The following is a 25,513-nucleotide window of genomic DNA, read 5'->3' as shown; positions in this document are numbered from 1 at the left end:
TGCGGTGCTGAGCGCTGCCTTTGAAAAAACGGCTTTCGTGCTCAGTCGGCGGGCGGGAGCGTGTGTCAGCCCCACGGGTGGAGGCTAGTTCCACGGATTCCGCGGGTCGGCTGGGATGTCAATTTTATGAATCTGCCGCCGGTTTGTCTGTCAGACAGGGGTCAAAACCATGCAAAAATAACATAGGTTTATGCATGGTTCTTGCCCCCATCTTCGTGGACTTTGGGACTAGGCGGTCGTGGCACCGCTCCAGTGCTCATAGCCGCTTTTGCGCAGCGCGCAGGCCGGGCAGGTGCCGCAGCCGTAGCCCCACGCATGCAGCGTGTCGCGCACGCCGTGGTAGCAGGTGTGCGAGTCGTTCACGATCAGATCGACCAGTGCCTGCCCACCGAGGGCCCGGGCCAGTTCCCAGGTCTCGGCCTTGTCCAGCCACATCAGCGGGGTATCGAAGGTGAAACGCTGTCCCATGCCCAGCGACACGGCCACTTGCAGCGCCTTGAGCGTGTCGTCACGGCAGTCGGGGTAGCCCGAAAAGTCGGTCTCGCACATGCCGCCCACCAGGGTGTGCAGGCCACGCCGGTAGCCCACGGCGGCCGCCAGCTGGAAGAACAGCAGGTTGCGCCCGGGCACAAAAGTGTTGGGCAGGCCGGCGGCGGTCATCTGGATCTCGGTGTCGCTCGTCAGCGCCGTGTCGCTGATGTGGCCCAGGACCGCCAGGTCCAGCATGTGGTCATCGCCCAGCCGGGCGTTCCACTGTGGAAACTGTGCGCGCAGCGATGACAGCACGGTCTGCCGCGCCTGCAGTTCGATATGGTGGCGTTGGCCATAGTCAAAGCCGATGGTTTCGACATGGGCAAAGTTCTCCAGGGCCCAGGCCAGGCAGGTGGTGGAGTCTTGGCCTCCGGAAAAGAGGACGAGTGCGTGTCCGGGTCTCATGGGGGTTCTCCAGGTCAAACGAGGATGAGAGTGGGGGCTGGACGAAAAAAAGCCCCGCACTGCGGGGCTGTGGGTTATGCCTGCCGGAGCGGTCAGGCCATCATCACGGCGATGAACGCCAGCAGGAACATCATGATGCCGCCCACCACCGGCAGCACCACGGGGACCACGTGAACGACGTTTTCCACAGGGTCGTTCGATGGTGTTGCGGGGGCGTGCGAGGTGTTGTGGTCAGACATGGTGGGCTCCAGATGCTTAAAACTTGCGCAATTCTAGCCGCGAGAACCTGCGTGGGGCGCAAAACCCTGTGGTCTCAGATCAGGTCGGCCTGCATGCCCGCCGTGCGGAGCTGTCCCAGCACCTCATCCACATGGGGCTTGCCCCGGGTTTGCAGCACCAGTTCGATCTCCACGTTCTGCGCGGCCAGCATGGTGAAGGCGCGCTGGTGGTGCACTTCCTCGATGTTGGCGCCCGCATCGGCCACGGTGGCGGTGATGCGCGCCAGCACGCCCGGAATATCGCGTGCGCTGACCTTGATGCGCGCCAAGCGCCCCGAGCGCACCATGCCGCGCTCGATGATGGCCGCCAGCAGCAGCGGGTCGATGTTGCCGCCACACAGCACCAGGCCCACGCGCTTGCCCTGGAAGCGTTCGGGGTAGCGCACCAGCGCCGCCAGGCCGGCGGCGCCTGCGCCTTCGACCAGGGTCTTTTCGATCTCCAGCAGCATCAGCACCGCTTGCTCAATGTCGCCTTCATCCACCAGCACCAGGTCGTCCACCAGGCGCTTGACGATCTCCTGCGTGATCTTGCCCGGCGTGCCCACGGCAATGCCCTCGGCTATTGTTGATGTGCCCTGCGGGTGGTGCGTGCCCTTGACCGCGTTGACCATGGCCGGGAAGCGCATGGTCTGCACGCCGATGACCTCGATGCCGGGCTTGATCGCCTTGGCCGCCGTCGCCACACCCGAGATCAGCCCGCCGCCGCCCACGGCAATCACCAGGGTGTCCAGGTCGGGCACGGCCTGCAGCATCTCCAGGCCCAGCGTGCCCTGGCCCGCAGCCACTCCCTCGTCGTCGTAGGGGTGGACAAAGGTCAGGCCTTGCGCATCGGCCAGCGCGTAGGCGTGGGCGCGGGCTTCTTCCAGCGTGTCGCCATGCAACACCACCTCGGCACCAAACCCGCGCGTGCGCTCCACCTTCACGCCGGGCGTGAAGCGCGGCATCACGATGACTGCGCGCAGGCCCAGGCGCTGCGCGTGGTAGGCCACGCCCTGGGCATGGTTGCCGGCGCTCATGGCCACCACACCCCGCGCACGCTCCTCGTCCGTCAGCAGCGTGAGCCGGTTGCAGGCGCCGCGCTCCTTGAAGGACGCGGTGAACTGCAGGTTCTCGAACTTGAGGAAGACCTGCGCGCCCACGATCTGCGAGAGCGTCTTGGATTCCACACAGGGGGTGTCCAGCACCTGGCCTTGCAGGCGGGTGGCGGCGTCGCGGATGTCTTGGAGGGTCAGCATGGGCCGATTGTGGCGCAACGCGGGCCGGTGGAGCACTGTGGCGGGTGCCGGGCAAGAAATTGAATGAAAAGTGCCGCAAGCGCTAGAAATTCATGCACTGTTTGCTATCAATTTTGATTCTCTATTTGAGGCCCAGCCTGCTCGCCAGTTTGTGCAGGTTGCTCGCGTCCACCTCCAGCGCACGCGCGGCCTGGGCCCAGTTGCCCTGGTGGCGCGCCAGGGCCTGCGTGATGGCGAGCCGCTGGCAGGCATCCACCGCGTCGCGCAGCGGGCCTTCGGCGGTGGCGGGGGGCGGCGGCGTGGTGGCCGCAGCGGGGGTGCTGGCGTCCAGGGGCGCGTGGGCCACGCTGGCGGCGTCGGCGTCCAGGTCGAGCAGCGCGGGCTCCAGCGTCACGATGTCGGCGCGGTTCACGCCCCGGCTCAGGGCCTTGAGGGCGGCGCGGCTGACCACATGCTCCAGCTCGCGGATGTTGCCGGGCCAGGGGTAGCGGCGCAGTGCCGCCTGTGCCGAGGTGGACAGCCGCAGGCTGCGCAGGCCCAGGCGCGCGCGGTTGAGTTCCAGAAAACGGCCCGCGATCAGCAGCACATCGTTGCCCCGTTCGCGCAGCGGCGGGATGGGCACGGGGTACACCGACAGCCGGTGGTACAGGTCGGCGCGGAACGCGCCGTCGCGCACCTGGTCGCGCAGGTTGCGGTTGGTGGCGGCGATCACGCGCACGTCCACGCGGCGCGGTCGGTCGGCGCCCAGGCGCTGGATCTCGCCGTTCTGCAGCGTGCGCAGCAGCTTCGCCTGCACGGCCAGCGGCAGCTCGCCCACCTCATCAAGGAACAGCGTGCCGCCCTCGGCCGCCTCGAAGCGCCCCGGCCGGTCGGCCACTGCGCCGGAGAACGCACCGCGCACGTGGCCAAAGAGTTCGCTCTCGGCCAGGGACTCGGGCAGCGCCGCGCAGTTCACGTGCACCAGGGGCTTGGTGCGGCGCGTGGATTGGCGGTGCAGCAGGCGCGCGAACAGCTCCTTGCCCACGCCGGTTTCACCCAGCAACAACACGGGCAGGTCCGAGCCCGCCACCACCTCCAGCTCGTGCAGCAGGCGTAGCAAGGGTTCGCTCTGGCCAACGATCTCCATGTCGCCATCGCCCGCGCGGGGGGTGCGCTCGTCGTCGGCGCTGCGGGTGTGGGGGGCGCTGCGCAGCGCCTGCACCTCGCGCTCCAGCCGCGAGATGCGCACAGCCGCCTCCACCAGCACCTTGCAGTCGGCCAGCGCGGCGCGTGCGGCCTCGCCGAAGGTGCCGGTCTGCAATGCGTCCAGCGTCAGCACGCCCCAGGGCTGGCCGTCCACCCACAGGCTCGCGCCCATGCAGTCGTGCACGGGCAGGGGCTCGCCCACCAGGGTGTCGAGCAAGCCGTCGTAGGGGTCGGGCAGGGTGCTGTCGTGGTCGAAGCAGGTCACCTCGCGCCGCGCCAGGATGGCCGCGAGCCGGGGGTGCTGGCTGACCACAAAGCGCCGGCCCAGCGCCTCGCGCACCAGGCCTTCCACGGCCATGGGGCGCAGGTGGTCTTCCTCCAGCTGCAGCAGCGCCACCGCGCCGGAATGAAAGCGCTCCCGCAAGTGGGCGACTAGGCGCTGCAGGCGCACGGCCTGGGGCAGATCGGTGGCCAGGTCGGCCAGCAGGGGGCGGTGGTCCATGGTGATATTTACCTTTAATGGGTGGATTAGACCCTATTTGAAAATGGTAAAAAAGACCACGACTGGTGTAAGTGGTTGATTTGATAGGCCTACAGCCCTGGCCCGGCGCTTGCAATGTGGGCAGTGACACCGATTCACTCGTTCCAAAAAGCCATGACCACAAGACCCCGACCCCATGCCGCCAGCGCACGCTGGCGCCGCCCCTTCGTTGTTGTTCTGTTGAGGCAGGAGGCCCGCCATGGGTAACTACCGCAAGCTCTGGTTCACGCTGATCGGCGTGCTCATCGTCACCTTCAGCCTGTTGGGCTATTACGGCGCCGAGGTCTACCGCACCGCGCCGCCCATTCCCGACAAGATCGCCACCGCCGGAGGCGAAGTTCTCTACACCCACGACAGCATCCTGGACGGCCAGACCGCCTGGCAGTCGGTGGGCGGCATGCAGCTGGGTTCCATCTGGGGCCACGGCGCCTACCAAGCCCCCGACTGGACGGCCGACTGGCTGCACCGCGAACTGCTCAACTGGCTTGACGTCGCCGCCGAGCGTGCGCACGGCAAGCCCTTTGCCGAGCTCGACGCCGCCGCCCAGGCCGTGCTGCGCGACCGCATGAAGACCGAGTACCGCACCAACACCTACAGCCCCGAGACGGGCGTGGCCACGGTGTCCTCGGTGCGGGCCGACGCGATCGCGATGACCGCGCTGTACTACGACCAGCTTTTCAGCGACGTGCCTGCGCTGCACAAGACCCGCGAGCACTTCGCCATGAAGGAGAACACCCTGCCCAGCGCCGAGCGGCGCGCGCAGATGACGGGTTTCTTCTTCTGGACGGCCTGGGCCGCCGCCACCGAGCGTCCCGGCACCACGGCCACGTACACCAACAACTGGCCGCACGAGCCACTCATAGGCAACAAGCCCACGGCCGAGAACATGGTCTGGTCGGTGATGAGCGTGGTCGTGATGATGGCGGGCGTGGGCTTCCTCGTGTGGGGCTGGTCCTTCCTGCGCAAGCACGACGAGGTGGAACCCACGCCACCCCAGCACGACCCGCTCTCGCGTGTGCCGCTCACACCGTCGCAGCGCGGGCTGGGCAAGTATTTGTTCCTCATCGTTGCGCTGTTCAGCTTCCAGGTGCTGCTGGGCGGCTTCACGGCCCACTACACGGTGGAAGGCCAGCAGTTCTACGGCATCAACGTGTCGCAGTGGTTCCCCTATTCGCTGGTGCGCACCTGGCACATCCAGAGCGCGCTGTTCTGGATCGCCACGGGCTTCCTGGCGGCGGGGCTGTTCCTCGCGCCGCTGATCAACGGTGGCAAGGACCCGGCCTGGCAGAAGCTGGGCGTGGACATCCTGTTCTGGGCGCTGGTCGTGGTGGTCGTGGGCTCGTTTGTCGGCAACTACCTGGCCATCGCGCAGATCATGCCGCCCGAGTGGAACTTCTGGCTGGGCCACCAGGGCTATGAATACGTGGACCTGGGCCGCCTGTGGCAGATCGGCAAGTTCACCGGTATCGCCTTCTGGCTGGTGCTCATGCTGCGCGGCATCGTGCCGGCGCTGCGCACCCCCGGCGGCGACAAGAACCTGCTGGCGCTGCTGACGGCGTCGGTGGTAGCCATCGGCCTGTTCTACGGCGCGGGTTTCTTCTACGGCGAACGCACCCACCTGTCAGTGATGGAGTACTGGCGCTGGTGGGTGGTGCACCTGTGGGTGGAGGGCTTCTTCGAAGTCTTCGCCACCACGGCGCTCGCCTTCATCTTCTCGACGCTGGGGCTCGTGTCGGTGCGCATGGCCACCACTGCCAGCCTGGCCTCTGCCTCGCTGTTCATGCTGGGTGGTGTGCCCGGCACCTTCCACCACCTGTACTTTGCAGGCACTACCACCCCGGTGATGGCCGTGGGCGCAGCCTTCAGCGCGCTCGAAGTGGTGCCGCTGGTCGTGCTCGGCCACGAGGCCTGGGAACACTGGCGCCTGCAGCACCGCACGCCCTGGATGGCCCGCCTGCGCTGGCCGCTGATGTGTTTCGTGGCCGTGGCCTTCTGGAACATGCTGGGCGCGGGTGTCTTCGGCTTCATGATCAACCCGCCCATCTCGCTGTACTACGTGCAGGGCCTGAACACCACGCCGGTGCATGCCCACGCCGCGCTGTTCGGGGTGTATGGCTTCCTGGCGCTGGGGTTCACGCTGCTGGTGCTGCGCTACATCCGGCCGCAGTTGGTGTTCAGTGAGCGGCTCATGACGACGGGCTTCTGGTGGCTCAATGCCGGCCTGGTGCTGATGATCGCCACCAGCCTGCTGCCCATCGGCTTGTTCCAGTTCCACGCCAGCGTGAGCGAAGGCCTGTGGTACGCCCGGGGTGAGGCCTTCATGCAGCAGCCTTTCATCCAGACGCTGCGCTGGGTGCGCACCTTCGGCGACGTGGTCTTCATTGTCGGCGCGCTGGCCATGGCCTGGCAGGTAGTAAGCGGCGTGTTTGGCTCGCGGGCCCCTGCTGCCAACGCTGGCGCCTACCTCGCGGAGACCCGCCGCTGATACGCCACCGACCTGCGCCGCGCGCCACCACCCCCCTCGGCGGCAGCGCAGGTCCTTCATTCATCCCACAAGGACTGTCCATGAACCTCGAAAAATTCAAGCACCAGCACACCGACATCCTGCGCAGCATCGCCACCTTGCGCGCCCTGGCCCACGCAGGCGTGGAGGCCAACGCCACGGCCATCGCCCAGGGCATTGTGGCGATGAGCGGCACCATCAAGCTGCACTTGGCCGTGGAAGACCAGGTGCTGTATCCCGCGCTGCAGCGTGGCGGCGATGTGGAACTGGCGCGCCTGGGCCGCCAGTACCAGAGCGAGATGGCCTCGATTGCCAGCGCCTACGACGCCTTCGCGCGCCGCTGGAACACGGCCGAGAACGTGCGCCGCGATGCGCAGGATTTCCGCAATGAGGCCAACGTGGTGCTGCGCCGGGTGTTCGAGCGCATGCAGCGCGAAGACCATGACTTCTATCCCCGCATCGAGGAGGAAGAAACCGCCGCCTGCCATTGAGCACCAACGAGAGCGCCCCCCTGCCGCAGCGGTGTAGCCCCTGCAGCCCACCAAGAAAGACACCCACCTTTTCCACGCACACCCCCTTGTGCTCCAGCGTGCCACAACACGCACCCCCATCCATCGGTAGGGCCTGACGGCACCTTCCTTTTGCCGGCCTTTGTGCCGGCATTTTTTTACCCCTGCTTACCGCCTCGATTGTGTTGGGTCAAACTACCTATAGTGTTTGATGGGTATCGTGGACACCATAGGTAGTGTTTTTAAACCGTTCCATAGATTGGTCGAACCCATGGTGCCCACCCTTGTGACCCTGCCCCGCGATGTTGTGTTGCGCAGCGGCCAGCGCGTTCCTTTTGATGCCGAACGCATCCGCGCTGCGCTGGCCAGTGCAGGCCAGGCCTCGGGCGAATATGGCGCCGAAGAAGCCGCGTTGCTCACCGCGCAGGTCACCAAGGTGCTGATCCACCGCTTCCATGGCGACGCGCCCACCGTCGAGCAGATCCAGGACGTGGCCGAGCAGACCCTCATCGCCGCCAACCACCTGGCCACGGCACGGGCCTACATCGTCTACCGCGAGCAACACGCCACACTGCGCATCGACAAACAGACGCTGGTCGATGTGGAAAGCTCCATCAACGAATACCTCACGCGCGCCGACTGGCGCGTGAACGCCAACGCCAACCAGGGCTACTCGCTGGGCGGGCTGATCCTGAACGTGGCAGGGAAGGTCACGGCCAACTACTGGCTGTCGCACGTCTACACGCCCGAGATCGGCGAGGCGCACAGGAGCGGCGACCTGCACATCCACGACCTCGACATGCTCAGCGGTTACTGCGCTGGCTGGTCGCTGCGCACGCTGCTGCACGAGGGGCTCAACGGCGTGCCGGGCAAGGTGGAGGCGGGGCCGTCCAAACACATGAGTTCCGCCGTGGGGCAGATCGTGAACTTTCTGGGCACGCTGCAGAACGAGTGGGCGGGCGCGCAGGCGTTCTCGTCGTTCGACACCTACATGGCGCCGTTTGTGCGCATCGATGCCATGGACTACGCCGCCGTGCGCCAGTGCATCCAGGAGCTGGTCTACAACCTCAACGTGCCCTCGCGCTGGGGCACGCAGACGCCGTTCACCAACCTCACCTTCGACTGGACCTGCCCCGAAGACCTGCGCGAGCAGGTGCCCGTGATCGCGGGCCAAGAGATGCCGTTCAGCTACGGCGACCTGCAGGTGGAGATGGACCTCATCAACCGCGCCTACATCGACGTGATGACCACGGGCGACGCCAAGGGCCGCGTGTTCACCTTCCCCATCCCCACATACAACATCACCAAGGACTTCCCGTGGGAGAGCGAGAACGCGCAGCGCCTGTTCGACATGACGGCCAAGTACGGCCTGCCGTACTTCCAGAATTTCATCAACTCCGAGCTGGAGCCGAACATGGTGCGCTCCATGTGCTGCCGCCTGCAGCTCGATTTGCGTGAATTGCTCAAGCGCGGCAACGGCCTGTTCGGCAGCGCCGAGCAGACGGGCAGCCTGGGCGTGGTCACCATCAACTGTGCGCGGCTGGGCTACCAGCATGCCGGGGATGAAGCGGGCTTGCTCGCCGCGCTCGACCGCCTGATGGAGCTGGGCAAACAAAGCCTGGAGACCAAGCGCAAGCTGATCCAGCGCCTGATGGACCAAGGACTGTTCCCCTACACCAAGCGCTACCTTGGCACCTTGCGCAACCACTTTTCCACGCTGGGCGTGAACGGCATCAACGAGATGGTGCGCAACTTCACGGCGGACCAGCACGACATCACCAGCGAATGGGGGCATGCGTTTGCCGTGCGCCTACTCGACCATGTGCGCGAGCGCATGACGGCCTTCCAGGAGGAAACCGGCCACCTCTACAACCTGGAGGCCACGCCTGCCGAAGGCACCACCTACCGCTTTGCCAAGGAAGACAAAAAGCGCTGGCCTGCCATCTTGCAGGCGGGCACGGCCGAGCAGCCGTACTACACCAACTCGTCGCAGCTGCCCGTGGGCTTCACGGACGACCCGTTCGAGGCCCTGATGCGCCAGGAGGCGCTGCAAGCCAAATACACCGGCGGCACCGTGCTGCATCTGTACATGGGCGAGCGCTTGTCCAGCGGCGCGGCCTGCCGCGACCTGGTGCGGCGCGCGCTCACACGGTTTCGCCTGCCCTACATCACCGTCACGCCGACGTTCTCGATCTGCCCCAGCCACGGCTATCTGGCGGGCGAGCACCCGTTTTGCCCGCGTTGCGATGAAGAACGCCTGGCCGCCAAGCGTGCGGCACGGGCGGCCTGAACGCAGGGTTGCTGCGCATTGACGTCAAACAGCCCGTTGGTGCCAGTTTTATAAGCACAGACAGCTATTGATTTCATAGTGAATCAATGGGGCAGGCAGAACCCCGTTCAACCTTTGCCCCGTTGCCCTCGGCGGCGCAGCACCCGCTGCGGCACGCCCGTTTATTGACCCCAAGGAGCACACACCCATGAGCCACTTTTCCGCCACCGAACACACCGCCGTTGCTGACATCCAGCTCACCGACGCCGAGCGCCAGCCCTGCGAGGTCTGGACCCGCGTGATGGGCTACCACCGTCCGGTGGCGAGCTTCAACGTCGGCAAGCAGGGCGAGCACCACGAGCGCCGTTTTTTCTCTGAGCAGTCGCGTGGTTGCAGCAACATCTGCTGAGGCGCTGCGTGTGGGGGGCCTCACGCCGCTCACCACCATCGACTTCCCGGGCCGGCTCGCGGCGGTGGTGTATTGCCAGGGCTGTCCCTGGCGCTGCAGCTACTGCCACAACCCCGAACTGCTGGACGCCACGGCACCCGCCGCGATGCCGTGGCCGCAGGTGCGGGTGTTTCTCGAAAGCCGCCGGGGTCTGCTCGACGGTGTGGTGTTTTCTGGCGGCGAGCCCACCTTGCAGGCCGCGCTGCCCGCAGCCCTGGCGGAAGTTCGCGCCATGGGTTTTGCTACCGGTCTGCACACCGGGGGCATGTACCCCGAACGACTGGCCGGTTTGCTGCCGTTGCTGGATTGGGTGGGGCTGGACATCAAGGGGCCCCAACATCGGTACGACGCCATCACGGGTGTGCCGGGCAGCGGGGGCCGTGCATGGGAGTCGCTGGGTCTTCTGGTGGCCAGTGGCGTGGCGCACGAGTGCCGCACCACCTGGCATGCCGGGCTGTTCCCGACCGAGGAACTGCAGGTGCTGGGCAACACGCTGGCCAACGCGGGGGCCGCGCGGTGGAAGGTGCAGCCCTGCAACGTTGGGGGTGACCCCACGGCGGCGCGCCCGCAGAAAAGCGAACAGGGCAGCCACGTCGTGTCGTAGGCCGCCCTGGTCGCGTCGGCTCAGCGCTGGTTTCAGCTGCGGCCGGGCACCCAGCCGAGCAGGCCCGGTTCCTTGCGCCATGCATCGGCAAAAACGACCAGGGAGGCCACGGCCCAGAACACCAGGTATTCCACCCCGGACTTGTTCCAGTACCAGCCCACACCGTTGACGATCATGATCGCACCCGCAGCCATGACCATCAGGCCGGCGGACAGGAGCGCCGCGTACTTGGTGAACACGCCCACAAGCAGCGCCACCCCCACCGCGAGTTCCATGCAACCGGACAACACCACAAACACCTCCGGCGGCTGGAAGCCGGCCTTGCCGAAGAACACCACGGTGCCTGCAAAGCCGACGATCTTGGACAGCACATGGGGCAGGTAGAAAAAGCCCACAAGCATGCGCAGGACGCGCATCAGGGGATCGTTCGCCTCACGGGAGGCGAACGAGGAAGCAGTGAGCGGGAGCGATGACATGATGACCTACCTCGACAACGGTGCACCTTCCACGTGCGAGGCGGCGAAACCTTTTGGGCCTTTGCCTGGCAACCCCGTTCGTACAGAAGATGAGGTCAGTGTATTGGTCGAGAATTTGTTAATAAATCAGGCAATACGGGACACACTGGTGCGCCATTGGTGCTGATATTGCGCCCAATGATTGATGCATATCAAGCACGGCGGGCGCGTGTTGCGCTGGTGTTTTGGGGCCTCCACGGCAAGGCATACAAACTGCTCTCCCCCGGCTACCCCACCCAGCCGGGCTAGGTGCTTGTGCACACCCTCAACACCTCCGCCCCATACGCCTCCAGCTTCTTCGCTCCCATGCCGCTGATGCCTTGCAAGTCATCCAGCGACCCTGGGTTGCGCTCGGCAATCGCCGCCAGGGTGGCGTCATGAAAGATCACATACGCGGGCAGGTTGTGCTCGCGTGCCACTTCGGCGCGCCAGGCCTTGAGGTTGATGAAGCGCACCTGTGCGTCGGGTCCCAGATTGGCGGCAGCGGCGGGCGGTGCGCTGCCCTTGCGGGTGCGCTTGGCGGGGGCGGACGACACCGATTCGCGCAGCTGCACCGGCACCTCGCCCTTGAGCACCGCACGCGAGCCCTCGGTGAGGCACAGGGTGTCAAAGCTGTGACCGCTGTCCAGCATCACCTTCTGCAGGCCCAGTGCGCCCGTGGCGATCAGCTGGCGCAGCACGCCGCGCAGCTGGGGCTCGGTCAGGTCTGCGCCAATGCCGAAGGTGGAGATTTTTTCGTGCCCGAACTGCGCGACCTTCTCGGTCTTCTTGCCGCGCAGGATGTCCATGATGTGCCCCGTGCCAAAACTGATGCCGCTGGCTTGGTTCACGCGGTAGATGGTGGACAGCAGCTTGCGGGCGGCATCGGTCGCATCCCACACAGCGGGCGGGCTGATGCAGTTGTCGCAGTTACCGCACGGCGTGGACTGCTCGCCAAAGTAGGCCAGCAGCCGCACGCGGCGGCAGTCGGTGGCCTCGGCCAGCGCCAGCAGCGCATCGAGCTTGCCGCGCAGCGCCTGCTTGAACTCCTCGCCCGCGGGGCTCTCGTCGATCATGCGGCGCTGGTTGACCACGTCGTTCAGGCCATAGGCCATCCAGGCATCGGCGTTCAGGCCGTCGCGGCCGGCGCGGCCGGTCTCCTGGTAGTAGCCCTCGATGTTCTTGGGCATGTCCACGTGCGCCACAAAGCGCACGTCGGGCTTGTCGATGCCCATGCCGAACGCGATGGTGGCCACCATTACGATGCCCTCCTCGCGCAGAAAGCGGTCCTGGTTCTTCTGGCGCACTTTGGTGTCCAGCCCCGCGTGGTAGGGCAGGGCTGTGATGCCCGCGTCGCTCAGGGTGGAAGCCAGCTCCTCCACGCGCTTGCGCGACTGGCAATACACCACGCCCGCCTCGCCCGCGTGCTCGCGCTCGATGAAGCGCAGCAGCTGGGTGGTGGCGTCCTTCTTCTCGACGATGGTGTAGCGGATGTTGGGCCGGTCAAAGCTGCTGATGAACAGGCGTGCGTCTTCGAGCTGCAGGCGCTCGATGATGTCCGCCCGGGTGAGCGCATCCGCCGTGGCCGTGAGCGCAATGCGTGGCACGCCCGCATAGCGCTCGTGCAGCACCGTGAGCGCGCGGTATTCGGGGCGAAAGTCGTGGCCCCACTGGCTCACGCAGTGCGCCTCGTCGATGGCAAACAGCGAGAGGTGGCCGCCTTCGTACAGGCTATCGAGCAGGCCCAGAAAACGCGGCGTGTTCAGCCGCTCGGGCGCGGCGTACAGCAGGGTGATGTCGCCAGTCTGCAGGCGCAGCTCCACATCCTGCGCCTCGTCAAAACTCAGCGTGGAGTTTAAAAAGGCGGCATCCACCCCCGCCTCGTGCAGCGCGCCCACCTGGTCGTGCATCAGTGCGATCAGCGGAGAGACCACGATGGTCACCCCGCGCCCCTGTCGCTGGCGCACGATGGCCGGCACCTGGTAACACAGGCTCTTGCCGCCGCCGGTGGGCATGAGCACCAGCGCATCGCCACCGGCGATCACGTGCTCAACAATGGCCTGCTGCGGGCCGCGAAACTGCTCGTAGCCAAAAACGTCCTGCAAAACGGCATGGGCAGGGGACAGCGCGGGAGACGGGCGAGAGGACAAGCGGATACTCTGAAATTAATAGCATTTATCGCTTGCTGATTAAGCGATAACGGTCGGTTCGACCCATATTCTGGCGACGGGAGTGCTCGCTAGCGAGCGCGCCTATTGTGCGCTGGGTGGGAGGCCTAGCGCATGGAACCGTACGACGGATGCCCCGCCAAATCGCTGAAAAAGTCCAAGCTTTGCGGTCACTTCGCCGGAGGGCCTGTCGTTCCCAGCGCCTTGATTACTTGATTGGTGATGTCCACCTTGGGGCCGACCAGAAGGGCATCCTGGAGGATCAGGTCGTACTTCTCTTCCCGGAAGATCCGCCGGATGGCGATGTAGGCCTGTGAATCCAAACCGGCACGTTCCTCGTTGACGCGTTGGGCAAAATCTTCATTGAACTCACGGCGCTTGCGCGCCAGGTTCCGATCTTGCTCGAGCAGTTCCCGCTGTCGGCGTCCGCGCTCGGACTCGGGCAGTGTGGGGGCGATCTTGTCCAGCTCTTCGGCCGCGGCTCGCAGACGCGCTTCCTGCTCCCCCAGCTCCGTCTCTCGCTTGCTGAATTCGGCGTGCAGTTTGGCTTCTATCGTTTTGGCAGGGAGTGATTCGACCCTCACGCGTTCGCGGTCCACGTAGCCGATCTTCAGGTCCTGGGCCCGAGCCGACAGTGGGCTCAGCGAAAGCACGCAGGCCGCAACCGTGCAGGTAACGATGACAGCAGCCCGGCAAGCTATTTCCCGACGGTTCGCTGAGAAAGCAGTCAGATGGAATGTGTTCATGAGAATGCCTACTTGAACGCGCACGAATGGGATGGTATCCGTGATAAACAAAAAGCCCTCCCCGGGCACAGACACTGCTAAACCCTCAGAGATCAACATCCGCAGGTTCTCTCGCGTCCGCAGAGGAGGAGCGGAAGGCCATGTGCGGAAACCTAAAGATAAGGTCAGGGATTCCGGCGAGTGATTGCTTTGAGATAACACCTCCCCTGTGGCTTGCGTTGTGCAGCGCATGCGCGCTCGTCTTGCGGAGCGCCAGCTTTCTACAATAGGGGCCTATGCAAGCCCTCCACTACACGCGCGCTGCGCAACTGCCCGACATCCTCGCCCAACGCATCGTCATCCTCGACGGCGCCATGGGCACCATGATCCAGCGCTTCAAGCTGGGCGAGGCGCAGTATCGGGGCGAGGGCTACACCGGGCCGGATGGCGCGGGGGACCGGTTCAAGGACTTTGCGTACGACGTGAAGGGCAACAACGAGCTGCTCAGCATCACCCGGCCCGACGTGATCCGCGATATCCACGAGCGGTATCTGGCCGCTGGCGCCGACCTCATCGAGACCAACACCTTCGGCGCAACCACTGTGGCGCAGGAGGACTACCACATGGCCGAGCTGGCGCGCGAGATGAACCTGCGCTCGGCCCAGCTGGCGCGCGCGGCTTGCGACAAATACAGCACGCCCGACAAGCCCCGCTTCGTGGCCGGCGCCCTCGGCCCCACGCCCAAGACGGCCAGCATCAGCCCCGATGTGAACGACCCCGGTGCGCGCAACATCGACTTTGAAACCCTGCGCGCTGCCTACTACGAGCAGACCGAGGCGCTGGTCGAAGGCGGCGCCGACGTGCTGCTGGTCGAGACCATCTTCGACACCCTGAACGCCAAGGCGGCGCTGTTCGCGATTGACGAGTTCTTTGAAAAGAGCGGCGAGCGCCTGCCGCTCATCATCAGCGGCACCGTGACCGACGCCTCGGGCCGCATCCTGTCGGGCCAGACCGTCACCGCCTTCTGGCACAGCGTGCGCCACTCGCGCCCGCTGGCCATTGGCCTGAACTGCGCCCTGGGCGCCACACTGATGCGCCCCTACATCCAGGAGCTGAACCGGGTGGCCGAGGACACCTTCATCAGCTGCTACCCCAACGCCGGCCTGCCCAACCCCATGAGCGACACCGGCTTTGACGAAACGCCCGAGATCACCAGCCGCCTGGTGCACGAGTTTGCGGCCGAGGGGCTGGTCAACATCCTGGGCGGCTGCTGCGGCACCACGCCAGACCACATTGGCGCCATTGCCAGGGCGGTGGCCGATGTGCCCACGCGCAAGATGTTCTACCCCGCAGAAGCCTGAATTTGAGTCGAATTGGCTGCTAGCGCCTGTTCCATATGTGCTGGTAGCTATAAAAATAGTAGTCAATGCCGTACCAGCGCAGTGCGGCAGCCCATTGCAAGGCGCCGCTGGGTGCGGCAACCTTGCAATCCCCCCTTCATTGCGCCATCCCGTTTCGCCGTCTGGTCCGTCCATTCCATGCTTGATACCGCCACCCCGCCCGCCTCTTCCTTTGTGGAGGGCGACGACGCTGCCGCAGCGGCTGCCAAAGCCGCCGCCCACGCCGCGCTCAAGCTCGAAAAGCGCCTGGTGCGCCAGGTCAGCCAGGCCATCACCGACTTCGGCCTCATCGAAGACGGCGACAAGGTCATGGTCTGCGTCTCGGGTGGCAAGGACAGCTACGCCATGCTGGACGTGCTGCGTTTGCTGCAGCAGCGCAACGGCAACAGGTTCGAGCTGATCGCCGTCAACCTCGACCAGAAGCAGCCGGGTTTTCCGGCCCATGTGTTGCCCGAGTATTTGACGAAGGTGGGTGTGCCCTTCCACGTTGAAACGCAGGACACCTACAGCGTCGTCAAGGAGCACATCCCTGAAGGTAAGACGATGTGCAGCCTGTGCAGCCGCCTGCGCCGGGGCATTTTGTACCGCGTGGCCGACGAGCTGGGCTGCACCAAGATCGCCCTGGGCCACCACCGCGACGACATGCTGCAGACGTTCTTTCTGAACATGTTCTTCGGCGGCAAGCTCAAGGGCATGCCGCCCAAAGTGCAGAGCGACCGGGGCGACCACCTCATCATCCGCCCGCTGGCCTATGTGGCCGAGGATGACCTCACCCGCTGGGCCGAGGTTCGCAACTTCCCCATCATCCCTTGCACCCTGTGTGGCAGCCAGGAGAACCTGCAACGCAAGCAGATCGGCCATATGCTGCGCGACTGGCAGCAGCTCTACCCCGGCCGCATCGAAAACATGGCCGTGGCGCTGCGTAACCTGGTGCCCTCGCACTTCGTGGACCCGCGCCAGTTCGACTTCAAGGGGTTGGTACCCAATGGCGTGGCGGATGCCGATGGCGACAAGGCCTTTGATGCCGAAGAACTGCCTGCGCAGGCCGTCGGCATGCTTGCGGGCTTGCCGCTGATGCCTGCCGCGCCCCGCTGAACCTGACCCCGACGATTTTTAGATTGGGCCACCCCATGACCACCCTCAAAGCCCCCGAACTGCTCCTGCCCGCCGGCTCGCTCGACAAGATGCGCGCCGCCTACGACTTTGGCGCCGACGCGGTGTACGCAGGCCAGCCGCGCTACAGCCTGCGCGCGCGCAACAACGAGTTCCGTCTGGAGCAGATCAAGCAGGGCATTGACGAGGCCCACGCACGCGGCAAGAAGTTCTTTGTGACCAGCAACCTGATTGCGCACAACGACAAGATCCGCACCTACCTGCGCGACATCGAGCCCGTGATCGACTGCCAGCCCGACGCGTTGATCATGGCCGACGCGGGCCTGATCATGATGGTCAAGGAAAAGTGGCCCGAGCAGGTGGTGCACCTCTCGGTGCAGGCCAACACCACCAACTGGGCGGCGGTGAAGTTCTGGCAGAAGATGGGCGTGGAGCGCGTCATCCTCTCGCGCGAACTGAGCCTGGACGAGATCGAGAAAATCCGCCAGGAATGCCCCGACATGGAGCTGGAAGTGTTCGTGCACGGCGCGCTGTGCATTGCGTATTCGGGCCGCTGTTTGCTCAGCGGCTACTTCAACCACCGAGACCCCAACCAGGGCACCTGCACCAACGCCTGCCGCTGGAACTACGCCACGCACGACGCGGACATCGACCCCACCACGGGCGAGGCCATCGCGCAAAAGATGGAAGGCGACTTCAACTTCGAGGCCGCGCAGCAGAAGGCCGAACAATCGTTTGCCTCCACCACCGGCAACGGCGAGCGCCACCCCAAGGCCGACAAGGTCTACCTGATCGAAGAGGCCGGCCGCCCTGGGCAGATGATGCCCATCATGGAAGACGAGCACGGCACGTACATCATGAACAGCAAGGACCTGCGTGCGGTGGAGCATGTGGCGCGCCTGGCGCAGATCGGCGTGGACTCGCTCAAGATCGAAGGCCGCACCAAGAGCCTGTACTACGTGGCCCGCACTGCCCAGGTGTACCGCCGCGCCATCGACGACGCCGTGGCGGGCCGCCCCTTCAACCCCGAGCTGCTGATCGAGCTGGAAGGCCTGTCCAACCGGGGCTACACCGGCGGCCTTCTGGAGCGCCGCCCCAGCAACGACTACCAGAACTACCTCAGCGGCCACTCGGCCACGCAGCGCAGCCAGTATGTGGGCGAGGTGCTGGGTGCCGAAGGACAGGCCAATGTGGGCCTGTCAGGAGATTGGGTACAGGTCGAAACCAAGAACCACTTTGCCGTGGGCGACCTGGTCGAGGTCGTGCACGCCAGCGGCAACACCACCGTGCGCCTGCAAGAGATGCGCAACGTGGAAGGCCAGCCCGTACAGGTCGCCCAGGGCAGCCCGGTGCGCGTGTGGATCCCGCTGCCCGGGCGCTACAGCGGCGCGCTGCTGGCGCGGGTGATTGAATCGCAACCGCCTGCTGCAGCGGCAGAGCCTGCATTGGCGGTGTAACTCTCTCGCAGGGGCTGGAGCATGAAGACCTTGGTGCACGCCACACGGCCTCGCCACTGGACCATGGCTGCTTTGCTGGGCGCAGTTCTCGTAGGCCCGGTCAATGCCCAGACGCCGGCTGTGGCGCCCGCCAAGCAGCGTTATGTGCAGGGCTCGTGGGTCAACCTGCGCGAGTCGGCCCAGTCGCAGGCGCGCGTGGTGGCCCAGGTGCCCGCCAACACCGTGCTGCAGCAGATCACCGAGCGCGACGGCTGGTGCGCCGTGCTCTACACGGGCGATGCGCGCCTGGGCCCGCCTTTGCCTGAGCCCCTGCAAGCCCATGTGGCCTGCAACCTGCTGGCCGACCAGCCCCTCACCCTGGCCCAGGCGGGCAAGGACGCCGCCCGCGCCTTCTGGGTGGCGCCGTCCGCCAACCGCATGCGGGCCTATGGCAACGCCCTGCCGCGCCCCGCTGCATTGCAGTTGCCCGCGTTGGCTCAAAGCCACACGCCCCAGATGCCCGTGCAGTACCCCCTGCGCCCCGAATGGGAGGCTGCCAAAAAGCTCATGCGCGGCGGCGTGTTGCTGCGGCCCGAGCAGGAGATCGACCGGGGCCGTCCCGTCAACCCGCTGGACAACTTGAAGCTGGCCACCCGCGCCGTGGACCATATCCCGGCCGTGGCGCCCCTGGCATCCGCCCCCACGCTGCCTGCCGTTGCCCCGTCGTACTTCCGCAGCCACACCCGCGTGGCCCTGCTGCACGAGACCGAGGCCGACGGCATCGCGGCCGTGGCGGGCAGCCGCATTGCCGTGGAGCCCACCGCTGTGCCCTACGGCAGCTTCAACCGCCACAGCGGACCCGAGATCGAGTTCGTGACTGGCTTCTGGGACGTGGGCGGTGCCGATCTGGCCTTTGCCCCGGCGCTCACGCTGTACGCGATCACGCACCAGGGCCTGGTGGGCGCCCGCACCATGGGGCGGCGGTATTGGGACATCAGCAATGCAGACCACTATTGCGGCGGCCACTACCCGGGCAAGGGCTTTGACGACCCGCGCAACGACGAGACCACTGCCGTGCGCGGCTATGCCAAGGTGTCAGATTCCGCTGAAGTGCTGGTGCGCCTGGTGGTGCCTGGCAGGCTGCCGCCCGATGCGGTGAAGGTGCGCTCCAGGCGCTACGCCACCAGCTGGATGATGCCTGCCGACCCGCCCATCCGCGACAAGCCCCAGCGAAAAAACACCGCCGTGATGGTGCACGAGATCGACCTGGACCGCGACGGTGTGGCGGACATCCTGCGCATCGACACCCCTTCGCCAGGGGGTATGAGCTTTGAGCCCATTTTTGAATGGCGCTGGTACCTCAATATCAACGGTCAATGGTTTCCGGCGGGGTATTGGGTGGATCAGGAGTGCACGTGAGGGGATGCAGTTGGACTGCTTTGGGTCAGGATCGGCAGCGCTTAAGCCGTAGCCCCCCGCGCCGGTTGCATGACAATTCGCCTATGACGCTTTAAAAGGTGTCACTGCATGCTTTACTGGAAGCACTCATGGCGGAAAAACTGAATCCGGACGGCTGGCTTGACCTGCGGCTGTATCACGCGGTCTTTTTCGATCACATCATTTCCGACATCAAGTTCTGCCTTGAGAACAAGCGTATGGCCGCTGGAGCGCAGCTGCTGATGAGCGCCATCGACATAGCATCCGGAATCGAGCGACCACGCGAGAAAATGGATACAGACCGGGAGGACTTCATCTCCTGGGCAGACCGCTACTTAACCTTGTCTGGGCCAGAGTACACACTCCGTGGCGTTGATTTGTACGCTGCGCGATGCGGTCTCCTTCACGGCTACACATCGCAGGCCAAGCTCATCCGGCAGGGTAGGGCAGTGATGCTCGGATGGCTTGACGATATGCTGCCGCCCGTCCGCGCCAATGAGGACCAGTCACTGGTTCTTGCAAGTCTGGCCGCCCTGTTCGTGGCCTTCAATCATGGCTTGGCAGATAGCATTGGCCGCATTAACAGAAACGAGAAGCTTGCCGTTGTCGTCAATGAGCGCCTGGCGTTCATGTTCCAGACTTCCGACATTGACGCTGACCTCAAGACATCGATGGGGCAAGCAGCTGAGAAGTGGCACGAGGCTTTGAAGGCCAAAAAAAAACCGCGGAATGAATAACGCTCCTGTGAGCGGAGCGTATTTCGTCGTCAAGCCTTCACTCCGTTCGCTTCTTATCGCAACCCCGGCTGACGCAACAACGCCCCCAGCACCAGCGCCTCAGCCACCACTTCCAGCCCTTCTTCCAGCGTGGCCAGAAGGGCGGGCAGCTCGGGCAGACTGGGCCAGCGCGCTTGTACTTCGGGCCATTGGTCCACACCAATCGCCAGCCAGCCCACAGCCAGGCCCGCCCACAGCAGGGCGCGGGTGCCGGTGTGTAGCAAGGCGCGGTGCAGCCAGGCCATGGTCAGCAGGCCCACCACCGCCACGGCGAGCATGGGGGCTTCGCGCACGGGAGCCCAGCGGCAGGCGTCCGTCCATTCATGGCAGCGGAACTTCCACAGCTCGTGCAGCATGAACTGCTCGTCCAGCGCCAGTACAAAAAACGAGAGCGCCAGCCAGGCACCCAGCCGCCGGGGCAGGGCGCGGTCCCCCACCATCCGCAGGGCCGTGATGCTGAGCGCCAGCAGCAGCGCACTCGACAGCCACGACACCGGCGAGCCGTCCGAGCGGAAGGCGCGCTCCCACTGCGGCGCATACATCCACCCACTGAACAGCAGGAAGCCCAGCACGGCCATCAGCAGTGCAGGCGCAACCCCGGTGTGGGGTGTGGGGTGGCGATCAACAAGGCGCGAGCGGGCGGTGGTGTGCGGGGGCATGGCGGGGAGGTGGCTGCGCACTGAGAGGCAAGGCGGCGGGCGGTGGAACCGGATTGTGGGCAAAAAGTGCCGGTAGCGCCGGACTTTATTGCACCTTTTGCTATGTAGTTGATAGCTGATGCGGGCAACAGGTTTGCCCGCACCATGGCCTGTTCACGCTGGACGAATCACTACAGAATCGGGCATCCATTCCCCAGGCAACCCGGCATGACCCTCCCGATCGATCCGTCCCGCACGGCACTGCCGCCCGTGGCCCAGTTCCTGGCCGAGGCGGCGCTGCAGCGGCAGACGGCGTTGCTGGGGCTGGACAAACCCAAACCCAAACCCGCTGTACCCGCCGCACCCTCGCCGTTGCCCACGGCAGACCCCAGCGCGCCGCCGCCCTCGGTCACCTCACCCAGCCCGCCCGGCGGGCCGTTGCCTGCACCGGCGGACCTGGCCAGCATCTCGCCCCAGGCGCGCGAACAGTTGGCGGCGGGCTTCGACCCGCGCCGGGCGGGCGGGGCCGATGGCAGCTTGCCGGGCGCAAGGGGTGAGGGGGCCGCGCGGGCTGCCCCCCCGGGGGCATCGGCGCTGCCTCGTGGCGCAACCCTGGGTACGTCTGGCAATGTGGCGGCGTCCGCTGCCTCCGCCACAAGTGGCACGGCCTGGCCTGCGTCGGGCCTCAGCGCACCGCTGCTGCGGATGGTGAGTGCCCTGGTGGCACAGGTCACCGCCCAGGCCGGGGTGCCGCAGCGCGTGGTGGCCGCGCAGCCCTGGCCCATCGGCATGGCGCAGGCGCTGGAGAGCGGGGCGCTGGATGCCGACCAGCCGCCGCTGCAAACCTGGCTGGTGCGCCAGGGCGTGGTGTCGACGCCCGAGGGGCCGCGCGGGCTGGCGCTCACCTTGCGTGCCCCGGTGCCGTGGCTGGCGGCCCAGGCGTCACCTGCCGCTGTGGGCGCTGCGGCGGCGCAAGGCAGCGCAAGCCTGGGCGCGGGCGCCAGTGCTGCGGGTGGCGCGCTGCAGGTGCCTTTTGCGGGCGGGGGCCAGGCGTTGCAATCGGGGGTGATGGCCTTGGTGTTGCAGGGCATGGATGCTGCCGCGCCGCGCACCAGTGCGCTGCTGGTGCTGGACCTGCAGCCGCAACTGGCCGCCACCGTATACGGCCGCGACATGCTGCAGCAGGCCACCGGCCGCCTGGACCCCTGGACGCAGATGGCCGTGCTGCAGGCCAGCGGCCAGGTGCCGCGCGAGGACGCGCGGGCGCGCAACGGGGATTCGGGCCTGTGCGAGACCGTGGGCTGCCCGTATGCAGCGCGCGCTGAGTGTGCGCAGCCCTTCTGTCTGGCGCTGCGCGGCGTGTTGCCGCCCGAACCGGTCGGGCCAGCGCCGTCTGCCTGAGGGCGCTCCCGGATGTTCTCTAACGACTGTGTGCGAAGTCGTGCCCACCACCGGGCAGGGTGCGTGAGGGCTCCCACGCAGGGCGGGTGGTGTGTTCGCTCTGGCGCACAGGGGTTGCGGCCACTGCTGCCGCACTGGCCGTCTCCGCCGGGGCGGCAGCGCCCACGCTGCGCACCAGGTCTGCATGGCGGGCGCGGGTGATGGGGTAGGCCATCAGCAGCGGGATGGCCAGCACCAGGCACAGCGCCGGCAGCAGGCCCGTCATGGCCGTGATGCCTTGCAGCGCCTGGGCCGACTGGGCCACGTTGGGCACATACCCGGTCAGCTCCAGCATGCCGGCCACCAGCACCGTGGCCAGGGTGCGAGCCAGCTTGTCGACCAGGCCATACAGACCGTAGTACATGCCGGTCTGCCGCTCGCCCGCTTGCATGTGGCCGTGGTCGATGGTGTCGGGCACCATGGCAAACGGCACGATCCAGTGCGCGCCCATGCCAATGCCCACCACCACCAGGATGCCAGTCACCAGGGCCTGCTGGCCTGGGCCCACCCAGTACAGCGCTAGCAGCCCCGCACAGCAAAACACCAGCCCGAGGATGTAGGCCCGGTTCTTCTCCCAGCGGTCCACCACGCGCTTCCAGACGAACAGCGAGACGCCCACCACCGCGAGCAGGATGCCCATGAAGCGTGGCAGATCGCCCTTGTCGCCCTGCAGCTGGTAGATGACGAAATAAGCGAGCGAGGCCTGCACCAGCGTGAGGCCCAGCCGCACCAGCCCGGCTGCGCTCACCAGCATCACAAACGGGCGGTTGCGCAGCGTGGCCAGCAGGGTGCTGCGCACCGACGCCCAGCCGGGTGTGGCTGCTGGAGGGTTTGGTGCGGCAGGCGATAAGTCGCCGGTGGTGGCGGGCTCGCGCACGCGCCAGGCCACCACGGCCACAGCGACCCCGGCGGCCAGGCCGAAACAGGCGCCTGCCAGTGCGTAGCCCGTGCGCGCATCGGGCGCGGCCCGCACCAGCAGGGGCATGAACACGCTGCCCGCAAAAAACCCCAGCAGGGCACCCAGGGATGCAAAAGCCGTGAGGCTGGTGCGCTCGTCGTAGTCCTGCGTCATGTTGGCGGCCATGGCCTGGTAGGGCAGCTGCACCAGCGTCATCACGGTGTCGAACAAGGTGTAGGTGACGGCGATCCACACAAACGCTGCCCAGGGGCTCAGGCCTGGCGGCACCATCCACACGGCGGCGGCCACCACCGACAGCGGCAGGGCGCCATAGATCAGGTACACGCGGTGGCGGCCGTGGCGCGAGCGCGTGCGGTCGGTCAGCCAGCCAAACAGCGGGTCGTTGATGGTGTCCCACACCTTGCCCACCAGCAGCGCCGCACCGGCCACGGCCGGAGGCACCAAGGCCACATCGGTGTAGAAGATCATGAGCAGGAAGCTCATGGCCGCAATCAGCATCTGCAGGCCGACGTTGCCCACGGCGTAGCCGAGCTTGGTGCCCAGGCTCAGCCGGATGTGTGGGGTGTGCTGCATGTTCATGGGGGCTGTCATGGGTGTGCGTATGCCATTGCTTCGGCCTGGGGAGCAGTCGACATCGAGCCCGCCACAGGGTCTGCGCGCGCCGTGTGCGCCGCGCTGCTGCGCGGCGGCATGGCCTCCAGCATCAGGCGCACCTCGCGCCGCAGCATCTTGTTGAGGAAGCTGCGCGGAATTTCGGTGACCAGGCGCACATCGTCGGGCCGCATCTCGGGCGGCAGGTGTTGCACCAGGAACTCCGCCAGGTCGTGCTCCAGGGCCTGGGTGCCCCGGTCGTTGCGCCAGCTCTGCCGCAGGCTGGCCACCAGCACGGCGGCGGTGCCATGCTGCACCAGACAGGCCTCTTTGACGGCCGGGTGGCAGTGCGCCACTTCCTCGATCTCGCGCGGGTTGAGTGCCTGGCCGTGGCGCACCACGCGGTCGGCGCTGCGACCCAGCACATGCAGATAGCCCGCAGCATCGAAATAGCCCAGGTCGCCCATCACCACCCAGCCGTCGCGCAGGGTCTCGCTGGTCTTTTCCGGGTCCAGCCAGTAGCCATCAAACCGCACCGGCGTCTGCACGGTGATCAGGCCCATCTGGCCCAGCGGCAGCGGCGCAAACTGCTCGTCGCGGATGACCACGTCCACGCCCGGCATCACGCGGCCCACGGTGGAGAGGATGTCGTTGCCCAGCGGGTTGCCTTGCGCGTCCACATGCTCGTGGGGCAGCAGCCAGGTGATGGGAGGCAGGGCCTCCAGGCAGCCGTAGCCCTGCTGGAAGATGGGCCCGAAGCGGCGGATGGCCTCGGCGATCTTGGGCGCGGGCATCATCTCCGAGCCGTAGGGCACATGGGTCAGCGACGACAGGTCGTACTGGCCCAGCGTGGGCTCGTCCAGCAGGTCGATGATGGCCGAGGGCGAAAGGAAAGCGCGCGACACGCGGTGCTTCTGGATCAGCCCGGCCAGCGTGGTGGCGCGGAAGTCCTCGGGCATCACCAGCGCCGCACCCGCCAGCAGCGTGGGCAGCACCAGGCCCGAGCCCGGGCCGGTGAGCGGCAGGCCCAGCATGTTCACGTCCGGCCCGTTGGCGGGCGGCTTGAAGTCGATGGCGCGGGAGATCAGGCGCACGCTGTCCAGGTACTTGCGGTTGCTGTAGCCAATGGACTTGGGCAGGCCCGTGGTGCCCGAGGTCATGTGCAGCGCGAACACATCGTCCTCGTGCACGTCGGCCGTTCCCGCAGAGGGGGTCTGCTGCGCCAGGGCGCGCTCGTATTCATCCCCCAGCGCCAGCACGCGCAAGCCGGGCAACTGCTCGCGCACGGCCTGCAGGATGGGCGCGCTCAGCAGCGGGTCGTGGATGAACACCGTGGGCTTGACGCGGCCCATGGTGGTGAGCGCTGCCTCGGCCGGCAGGTGCTTGTGAAAGCTGGCAAAGATGGTGCCGTTCTCGAACGTGGCCAGGCGGGTTTCGTACTGCTCACCGGTCTCGGGCAGCCAGGTGAAGACCACATCGCCTTTCTTCACGCCCTGGGCCTGCATCCAGGCCTGCAGGCGGTACACGCGATCCTGCAACTGCGCATAGGTGAGGGTGCCGCGCCGGTCGATGAGCGCGGGTTTGTGGGGATTCAGGCGGTACGCCAGACGGGCCACGGAGCGCGCGGTGCGCAGGCGGCTGAGCAGAAAGCGCGCCAGCAGGCTGCGCAGGGATGGAAGGGCCACCAGAATCTCCCGAAGACGGCGTGAGTGCGAAGTCCAGGCAGTTTTTCACGCAAGGTCCGGTGGAAAGATCACCATTTGTATGTGTGCGTATCTTTTGGTTTCTGCGGCGGCTGCGCGGTCGTTCTGGGGCCTTGAACGGCCGTTGCGCGCGCTTGCTGCGTCGCCACGGCGCAACAGCCGCGG

At 66.2% G+C, this 25,513-nt stretch carries 21 protein-coding genes; 11 read left to right on the top strand and 10 right to left on the bottom strand.

The features are described from left to right. Positions 1-228: 228 nt before the first annotated feature. From queC to norR, 4 genes are all read right to left on the bottom strand, one after another. A complete protein-coding gene (gene queC, locus ASD75_RS00865) occupies positions 229-936 on the bottom strand; it encodes a 7-cyano-7-deazaguanine synthase QueC (protein WP_056742337.1) in 708 nt (235 codons plus the stop codon). 92 nt (positions 937-1,028) lie between these two features. Beyond that, a complete protein-coding gene (locus ASD75_RS23875) occupies positions 1,029-1,175 on the bottom strand; it encodes a hypothetical protein (RefSeq protein WP_165836532.1) in 147 nt (48 codons plus the stop codon). A gap of 74 nt (positions 1,176-1,249) precedes the next feature. Continuing rightward, on the bottom strand, positions 1,250-2,449 hold the full coding sequence (locus tag ASD75_RS00860) for a threonine ammonia-lyase (RefSeq protein WP_056742335.1): 1,200 nt from the start codon (positions 2,447-2,449) through the stop codon (positions 1,250-1,252). 121 nt (positions 2,450-2,570) lie between these two features. Continuing rightward, on the bottom strand, positions 2,571-4,136 hold the full coding sequence (gene norR / locus ASD75_RS00855; protein WP_056742333.1) for a nitric oxide reductase transcriptional regulator NorR: 1,566 nt from the start codon (positions 4,134-4,136) through the stop codon (positions 2,571-2,573). 238 nt (positions 4,137-4,374) lie between these two features. Here norR and ASD75_RS00850 point away from each other — a divergent pair, with 238 nt between their 5' ends. From ASD75_RS00850 to ASD75_RS00830, 5 genes are all read left to right on the top strand, one after another. Next, positions 4,375-6,660, top strand: a complete 2,286-nt coding sequence (locus ASD75_RS00850) for a nitric-oxide reductase large subunit (RefSeq protein ID WP_056742332.1) — start codon at positions 4,375-4,377, stop codon at positions 6,658-6,660. An 80-nt stretch (positions 6,661-6,740) separates the two neighbouring features. Further along, a complete protein-coding gene (locus ASD75_RS00845; RefSeq protein ID WP_056742330.1) occupies positions 6,741-7,169 on the top strand; it encodes a hemerythrin domain-containing protein in 429 nt (142 codons plus the stop codon). Positions 7,170-7,458: 289 nt separating this feature from the next. Next, positions 7,459-9,477 (top strand): ribonucleoside triphosphate reductase, encoded by a 2,019-nt coding sequence (locus ASD75_RS00840; protein WP_056743130.1) that lies wholly within the window; start codon positions 7,459-7,461, stop codon positions 9,475-9,477. 187 nt (positions 9,478-9,664) lie between these two features. Next, positions 9,665-9,865 (top strand): anaerobic ribonucleoside-triphosphate reductase, encoded by a 201-nt coding sequence (nrdD, locus tag ASD75_RS00835; RefSeq protein ID WP_056742328.1) that lies wholly within the window; start codon positions 9,665-9,667, stop codon positions 9,863-9,865. Beyond that, positions 9,843-10,508: an anaerobic ribonucleoside-triphosphate reductase activating protein gene (locus tag ASD75_RS00830; RefSeq protein WP_056742326.1), complete on the top strand. Its 666-nt coding sequence runs from the start codon at positions 9,843-9,845 to the stop codon at positions 10,506-10,508. Before nrdD ends, ASD75_RS00830 begins: the two co-directional genes overlap by 23 nt. Before the next feature lie 32 nt (positions 10,509-10,540). Here ASD75_RS00830 and ASD75_RS00825 read toward each other — a convergent pair whose 3' ends face one another. The 3 genes from ASD75_RS00825 to ASD75_RS00815 all read right to left on the bottom strand — a co-directional run bounded on the left by ASD75_RS00825 (position 10,541) and on the right by ASD75_RS00815 (position 13,916). Next, on the bottom strand, positions 10,541-10,924 hold the full coding sequence (locus tag ASD75_RS00825; RefSeq protein ID WP_200947544.1) for a DoxX family protein: 384 nt from the start codon (positions 10,922-10,924) through the stop codon (positions 10,541-10,543). Positions 10,925-11,268: 344 nt separating this feature from the next. After that, positions 11,269-13,128 carry a DNA helicase RecQ gene (gene recQ, locus ASD75_RS00820; RefSeq protein WP_056743128.1) on the bottom strand — a complete coding sequence of 620 codons (1,860 nt, stop codon included), beginning with the start codon at positions 13,126-13,128 and terminating at the stop codon, positions 11,269-11,271. A gap of 212 nt (positions 13,129-13,340) precedes the next feature. Then, positions 13,341-13,916, bottom strand: a complete 576-nt coding sequence (locus ASD75_RS00815; protein WP_082564868.1) for an OmpH family outer membrane protein — start codon at positions 13,914-13,916, stop codon at positions 13,341-13,343. 275 nt (positions 13,917-14,191) lie between these two features. Here ASD75_RS00815 and ASD75_RS00810 point away from each other — a divergent pair, with 275 nt between their 5' ends. From ASD75_RS00810 to ASD75_RS00790, 5 genes are all read left to right on the top strand, one after another. Next, positions 14,192-15,256 (top strand): homocysteine S-methyltransferase family protein, encoded by a 1,065-nt coding sequence (locus ASD75_RS00810; protein WP_056742322.1) that lies wholly within the window; start codon positions 14,192-14,194, stop codon positions 15,254-15,256. Positions 15,257-15,433: 177 nt separating this feature from the next. After that, positions 15,434-16,390 carry a tRNA 2-thiocytidine(32) synthetase TtcA gene (ttcA, locus tag ASD75_RS00805; protein ID WP_056742320.1) on the top strand — a complete coding sequence of 319 codons (957 nt, stop codon included), beginning with the start codon at positions 15,434-15,436 and terminating at the stop codon, positions 16,388-16,390. Between the two features lie 35 nt (positions 16,391-16,425). Next, positions 16,426-17,865: a tRNA 5-hydroxyuridine modification protein YegQ gene (gene yegQ / locus ASD75_RS00800; RefSeq protein WP_056742318.1), complete on the top strand. Its 1,440-nt coding sequence runs from the start codon at positions 16,426-16,428 to the stop codon at positions 17,863-17,865. A 21-nt stretch (positions 17,866-17,886) separates the two neighbouring features. Then, positions 17,887-19,263: an SH3 domain-containing protein gene (locus ASD75_RS00795; protein ID WP_235511511.1), complete on the top strand. Its 1,377-nt coding sequence runs from the start codon at positions 17,887-17,889 to the stop codon at positions 19,261-19,263. Between the two features lie 128 nt (positions 19,264-19,391). Then, positions 19,392-20,018 (top strand): hypothetical protein, encoded by a 627-nt coding sequence (locus ASD75_RS00790; protein WP_056742315.1) that lies wholly within the window; start codon positions 19,392-19,394, stop codon positions 20,016-20,018. 53 nt (positions 20,019-20,071) lie between these two features. Here ASD75_RS00790 and ASD75_RS00785 read toward each other — a convergent pair whose 3' ends face one another. Then, positions 20,072-20,716 carry a hypothetical protein gene (locus ASD75_RS00785; RefSeq protein WP_056742313.1) on the bottom strand — a complete coding sequence of 215 codons (645 nt, stop codon included), beginning with the start codon at positions 20,714-20,716 and terminating at the stop codon, positions 20,072-20,074. 207 nt (positions 20,717-20,923) lie between these two features. Between ASD75_RS00785 and ASD75_RS00780 the strand changes: the two genes are divergently transcribed. Then, complete coding sequence (locus tag ASD75_RS00780; RefSeq protein WP_056742311.1) at positions 20,924-22,096, top strand: hypothetical protein; 1,173 nt, start codon at positions 20,924-20,926, stop codon at positions 22,094-22,096. A gap of 19 nt (positions 22,097-22,115) precedes the next feature. Here ASD75_RS00780 and ASD75_RS00775 read toward each other — a convergent pair whose 3' ends face one another. Next, positions 22,116-23,633 (bottom strand): MFS transporter, encoded by a 1,518-nt coding sequence (locus ASD75_RS00775; RefSeq protein ID WP_056742308.1) that lies wholly within the window; start codon positions 23,631-23,633, stop codon positions 22,116-22,118. A gap of 8 nt (positions 23,634-23,641) precedes the next feature. Beyond that, positions 23,642-25,330, bottom strand: coding sequence for a class I adenylate-forming enzyme family protein (locus ASD75_RS00770; protein WP_056742307.1), 1,689 nt, complete (start codon positions 25,328-25,330; stop codon positions 23,642-23,644). Positions 25,331-25,513: the final 183 nt, after the last annotated feature.

Source organism: Acidovorax sp. Root568 (genome assembly GCF_001427445.1).
GTDB classification, from domain to species: domain Bacteria; phylum Pseudomonadota; class Gammaproteobacteria; order Burkholderiales; family Burkholderiaceae_C; genus Acidovorax; species Acidovorax delafieldii.
This window is presented reverse-complemented; position numbering and strand designations above follow the sequence as displayed.

Coding starts and splice junctions, on each gene's coding strand:
- queC (WP_056742337.1), bottom strand. CDS start 936: ATGAGACCCGGACACGCACTCGTCCTCTTTTCCGGAGGCCAAGACTCC.
- ASD75_RS23875 (WP_165836532.1), bottom strand. CDS start 1,175: ATGTCTGACCACAACACCTCGCACGCCCCCGCAACACCATCGAACGAC.
- ASD75_RS00860 (WP_056742335.1), bottom strand. CDS start 2,449: ATGCTGACCCTCCAAGACATCCGCGACGCCGCCACCCGCCTGCAAGGC.
- norR (WP_056742333.1), bottom strand. CDS start 4,136: ATGGACCACCGCCCCCTGCTGGCCGACCTGGCCACCGATCTGCCCCAG.
- ASD75_RS00850 (WP_056742332.1), top strand. CDS start 4,375: ATGGGTAACTACCGCAAGCTCTGGTTCACGCTGATCGGCGTGCTCATC.
- ASD75_RS00845 (WP_056742330.1), top strand. CDS start 6,741: ATGAACCTCGAAAAATTCAAGCACCAGCACACCGACATCCTGCGCAGC.
- ASD75_RS00840 (WP_056743130.1), top strand. CDS start 7,459: ATGGTGCCCACCCTTGTGACCCTGCCCCGCGATGTTGTGTTGCGCAGC.
- nrdD (WP_056742328.1), top strand. CDS start 9,665: ATGAGCCACTTTTCCGCCACCGAACACACCGCCGTTGCTGACATCCAG.
- ASD75_RS00825 (WP_200947544.1), bottom strand. CDS start 10,924: ATGCGCGTCCTGCGCATGCTTGTGGGCTTTTTCTACCTGCCCCATGTG.
- ASD75_RS00815 (WP_082564868.1), bottom strand. CDS start 13,916: ATGAACACATTCCATCTGACTGCTTTCTCAGCGAACCGTCGGGAAATA.
- ASD75_RS00810 (WP_056742322.1), top strand. CDS start 14,192: ATGCAAGCCCTCCACTACACGCGCGCTGCGCAACTGCCCGACATCCTC.
- ttcA (WP_056742320.1), top strand. CDS start 15,434: ATGCTTGATACCGCCACCCCGCCCGCCTCTTCCTTTGTGGAGGGCGAC.
- yegQ (WP_056742318.1), top strand. CDS start 16,426: ATGACCACCCTCAAAGCCCCCGAACTGCTCCTGCCCGCCGGCTCGCTC.
- ASD75_RS00795 (WP_235511511.1), top strand. CDS start 17,887: ATGAAGACCTTGGTGCACGCCACACGGCCTCGCCACTGGACCATGGCT.
- ASD75_RS00790 (WP_056742315.1), top strand. CDS start 19,392: ATGGCGGAAAAACTGAATCCGGACGGCTGGCTTGACCTGCGGCTGTAT.
- ASD75_RS00785 (WP_056742313.1), bottom strand. CDS start 20,716: ATGCCCCCGCACACCACCGCCCGCTCGCGCCTTGTTGATCGCCACCCC.
- ASD75_RS00780 (WP_056742311.1), top strand. CDS start 20,924: ATGACCCTCCCGATCGATCCGTCCCGCACGGCACTGCCGCCCGTGGCC.
- ASD75_RS00775 (WP_056742308.1), bottom strand. CDS start 23,633: ATGAACATGCAGCACACCCCACACATCCGGCTGAGCCTGGGCACCAAG.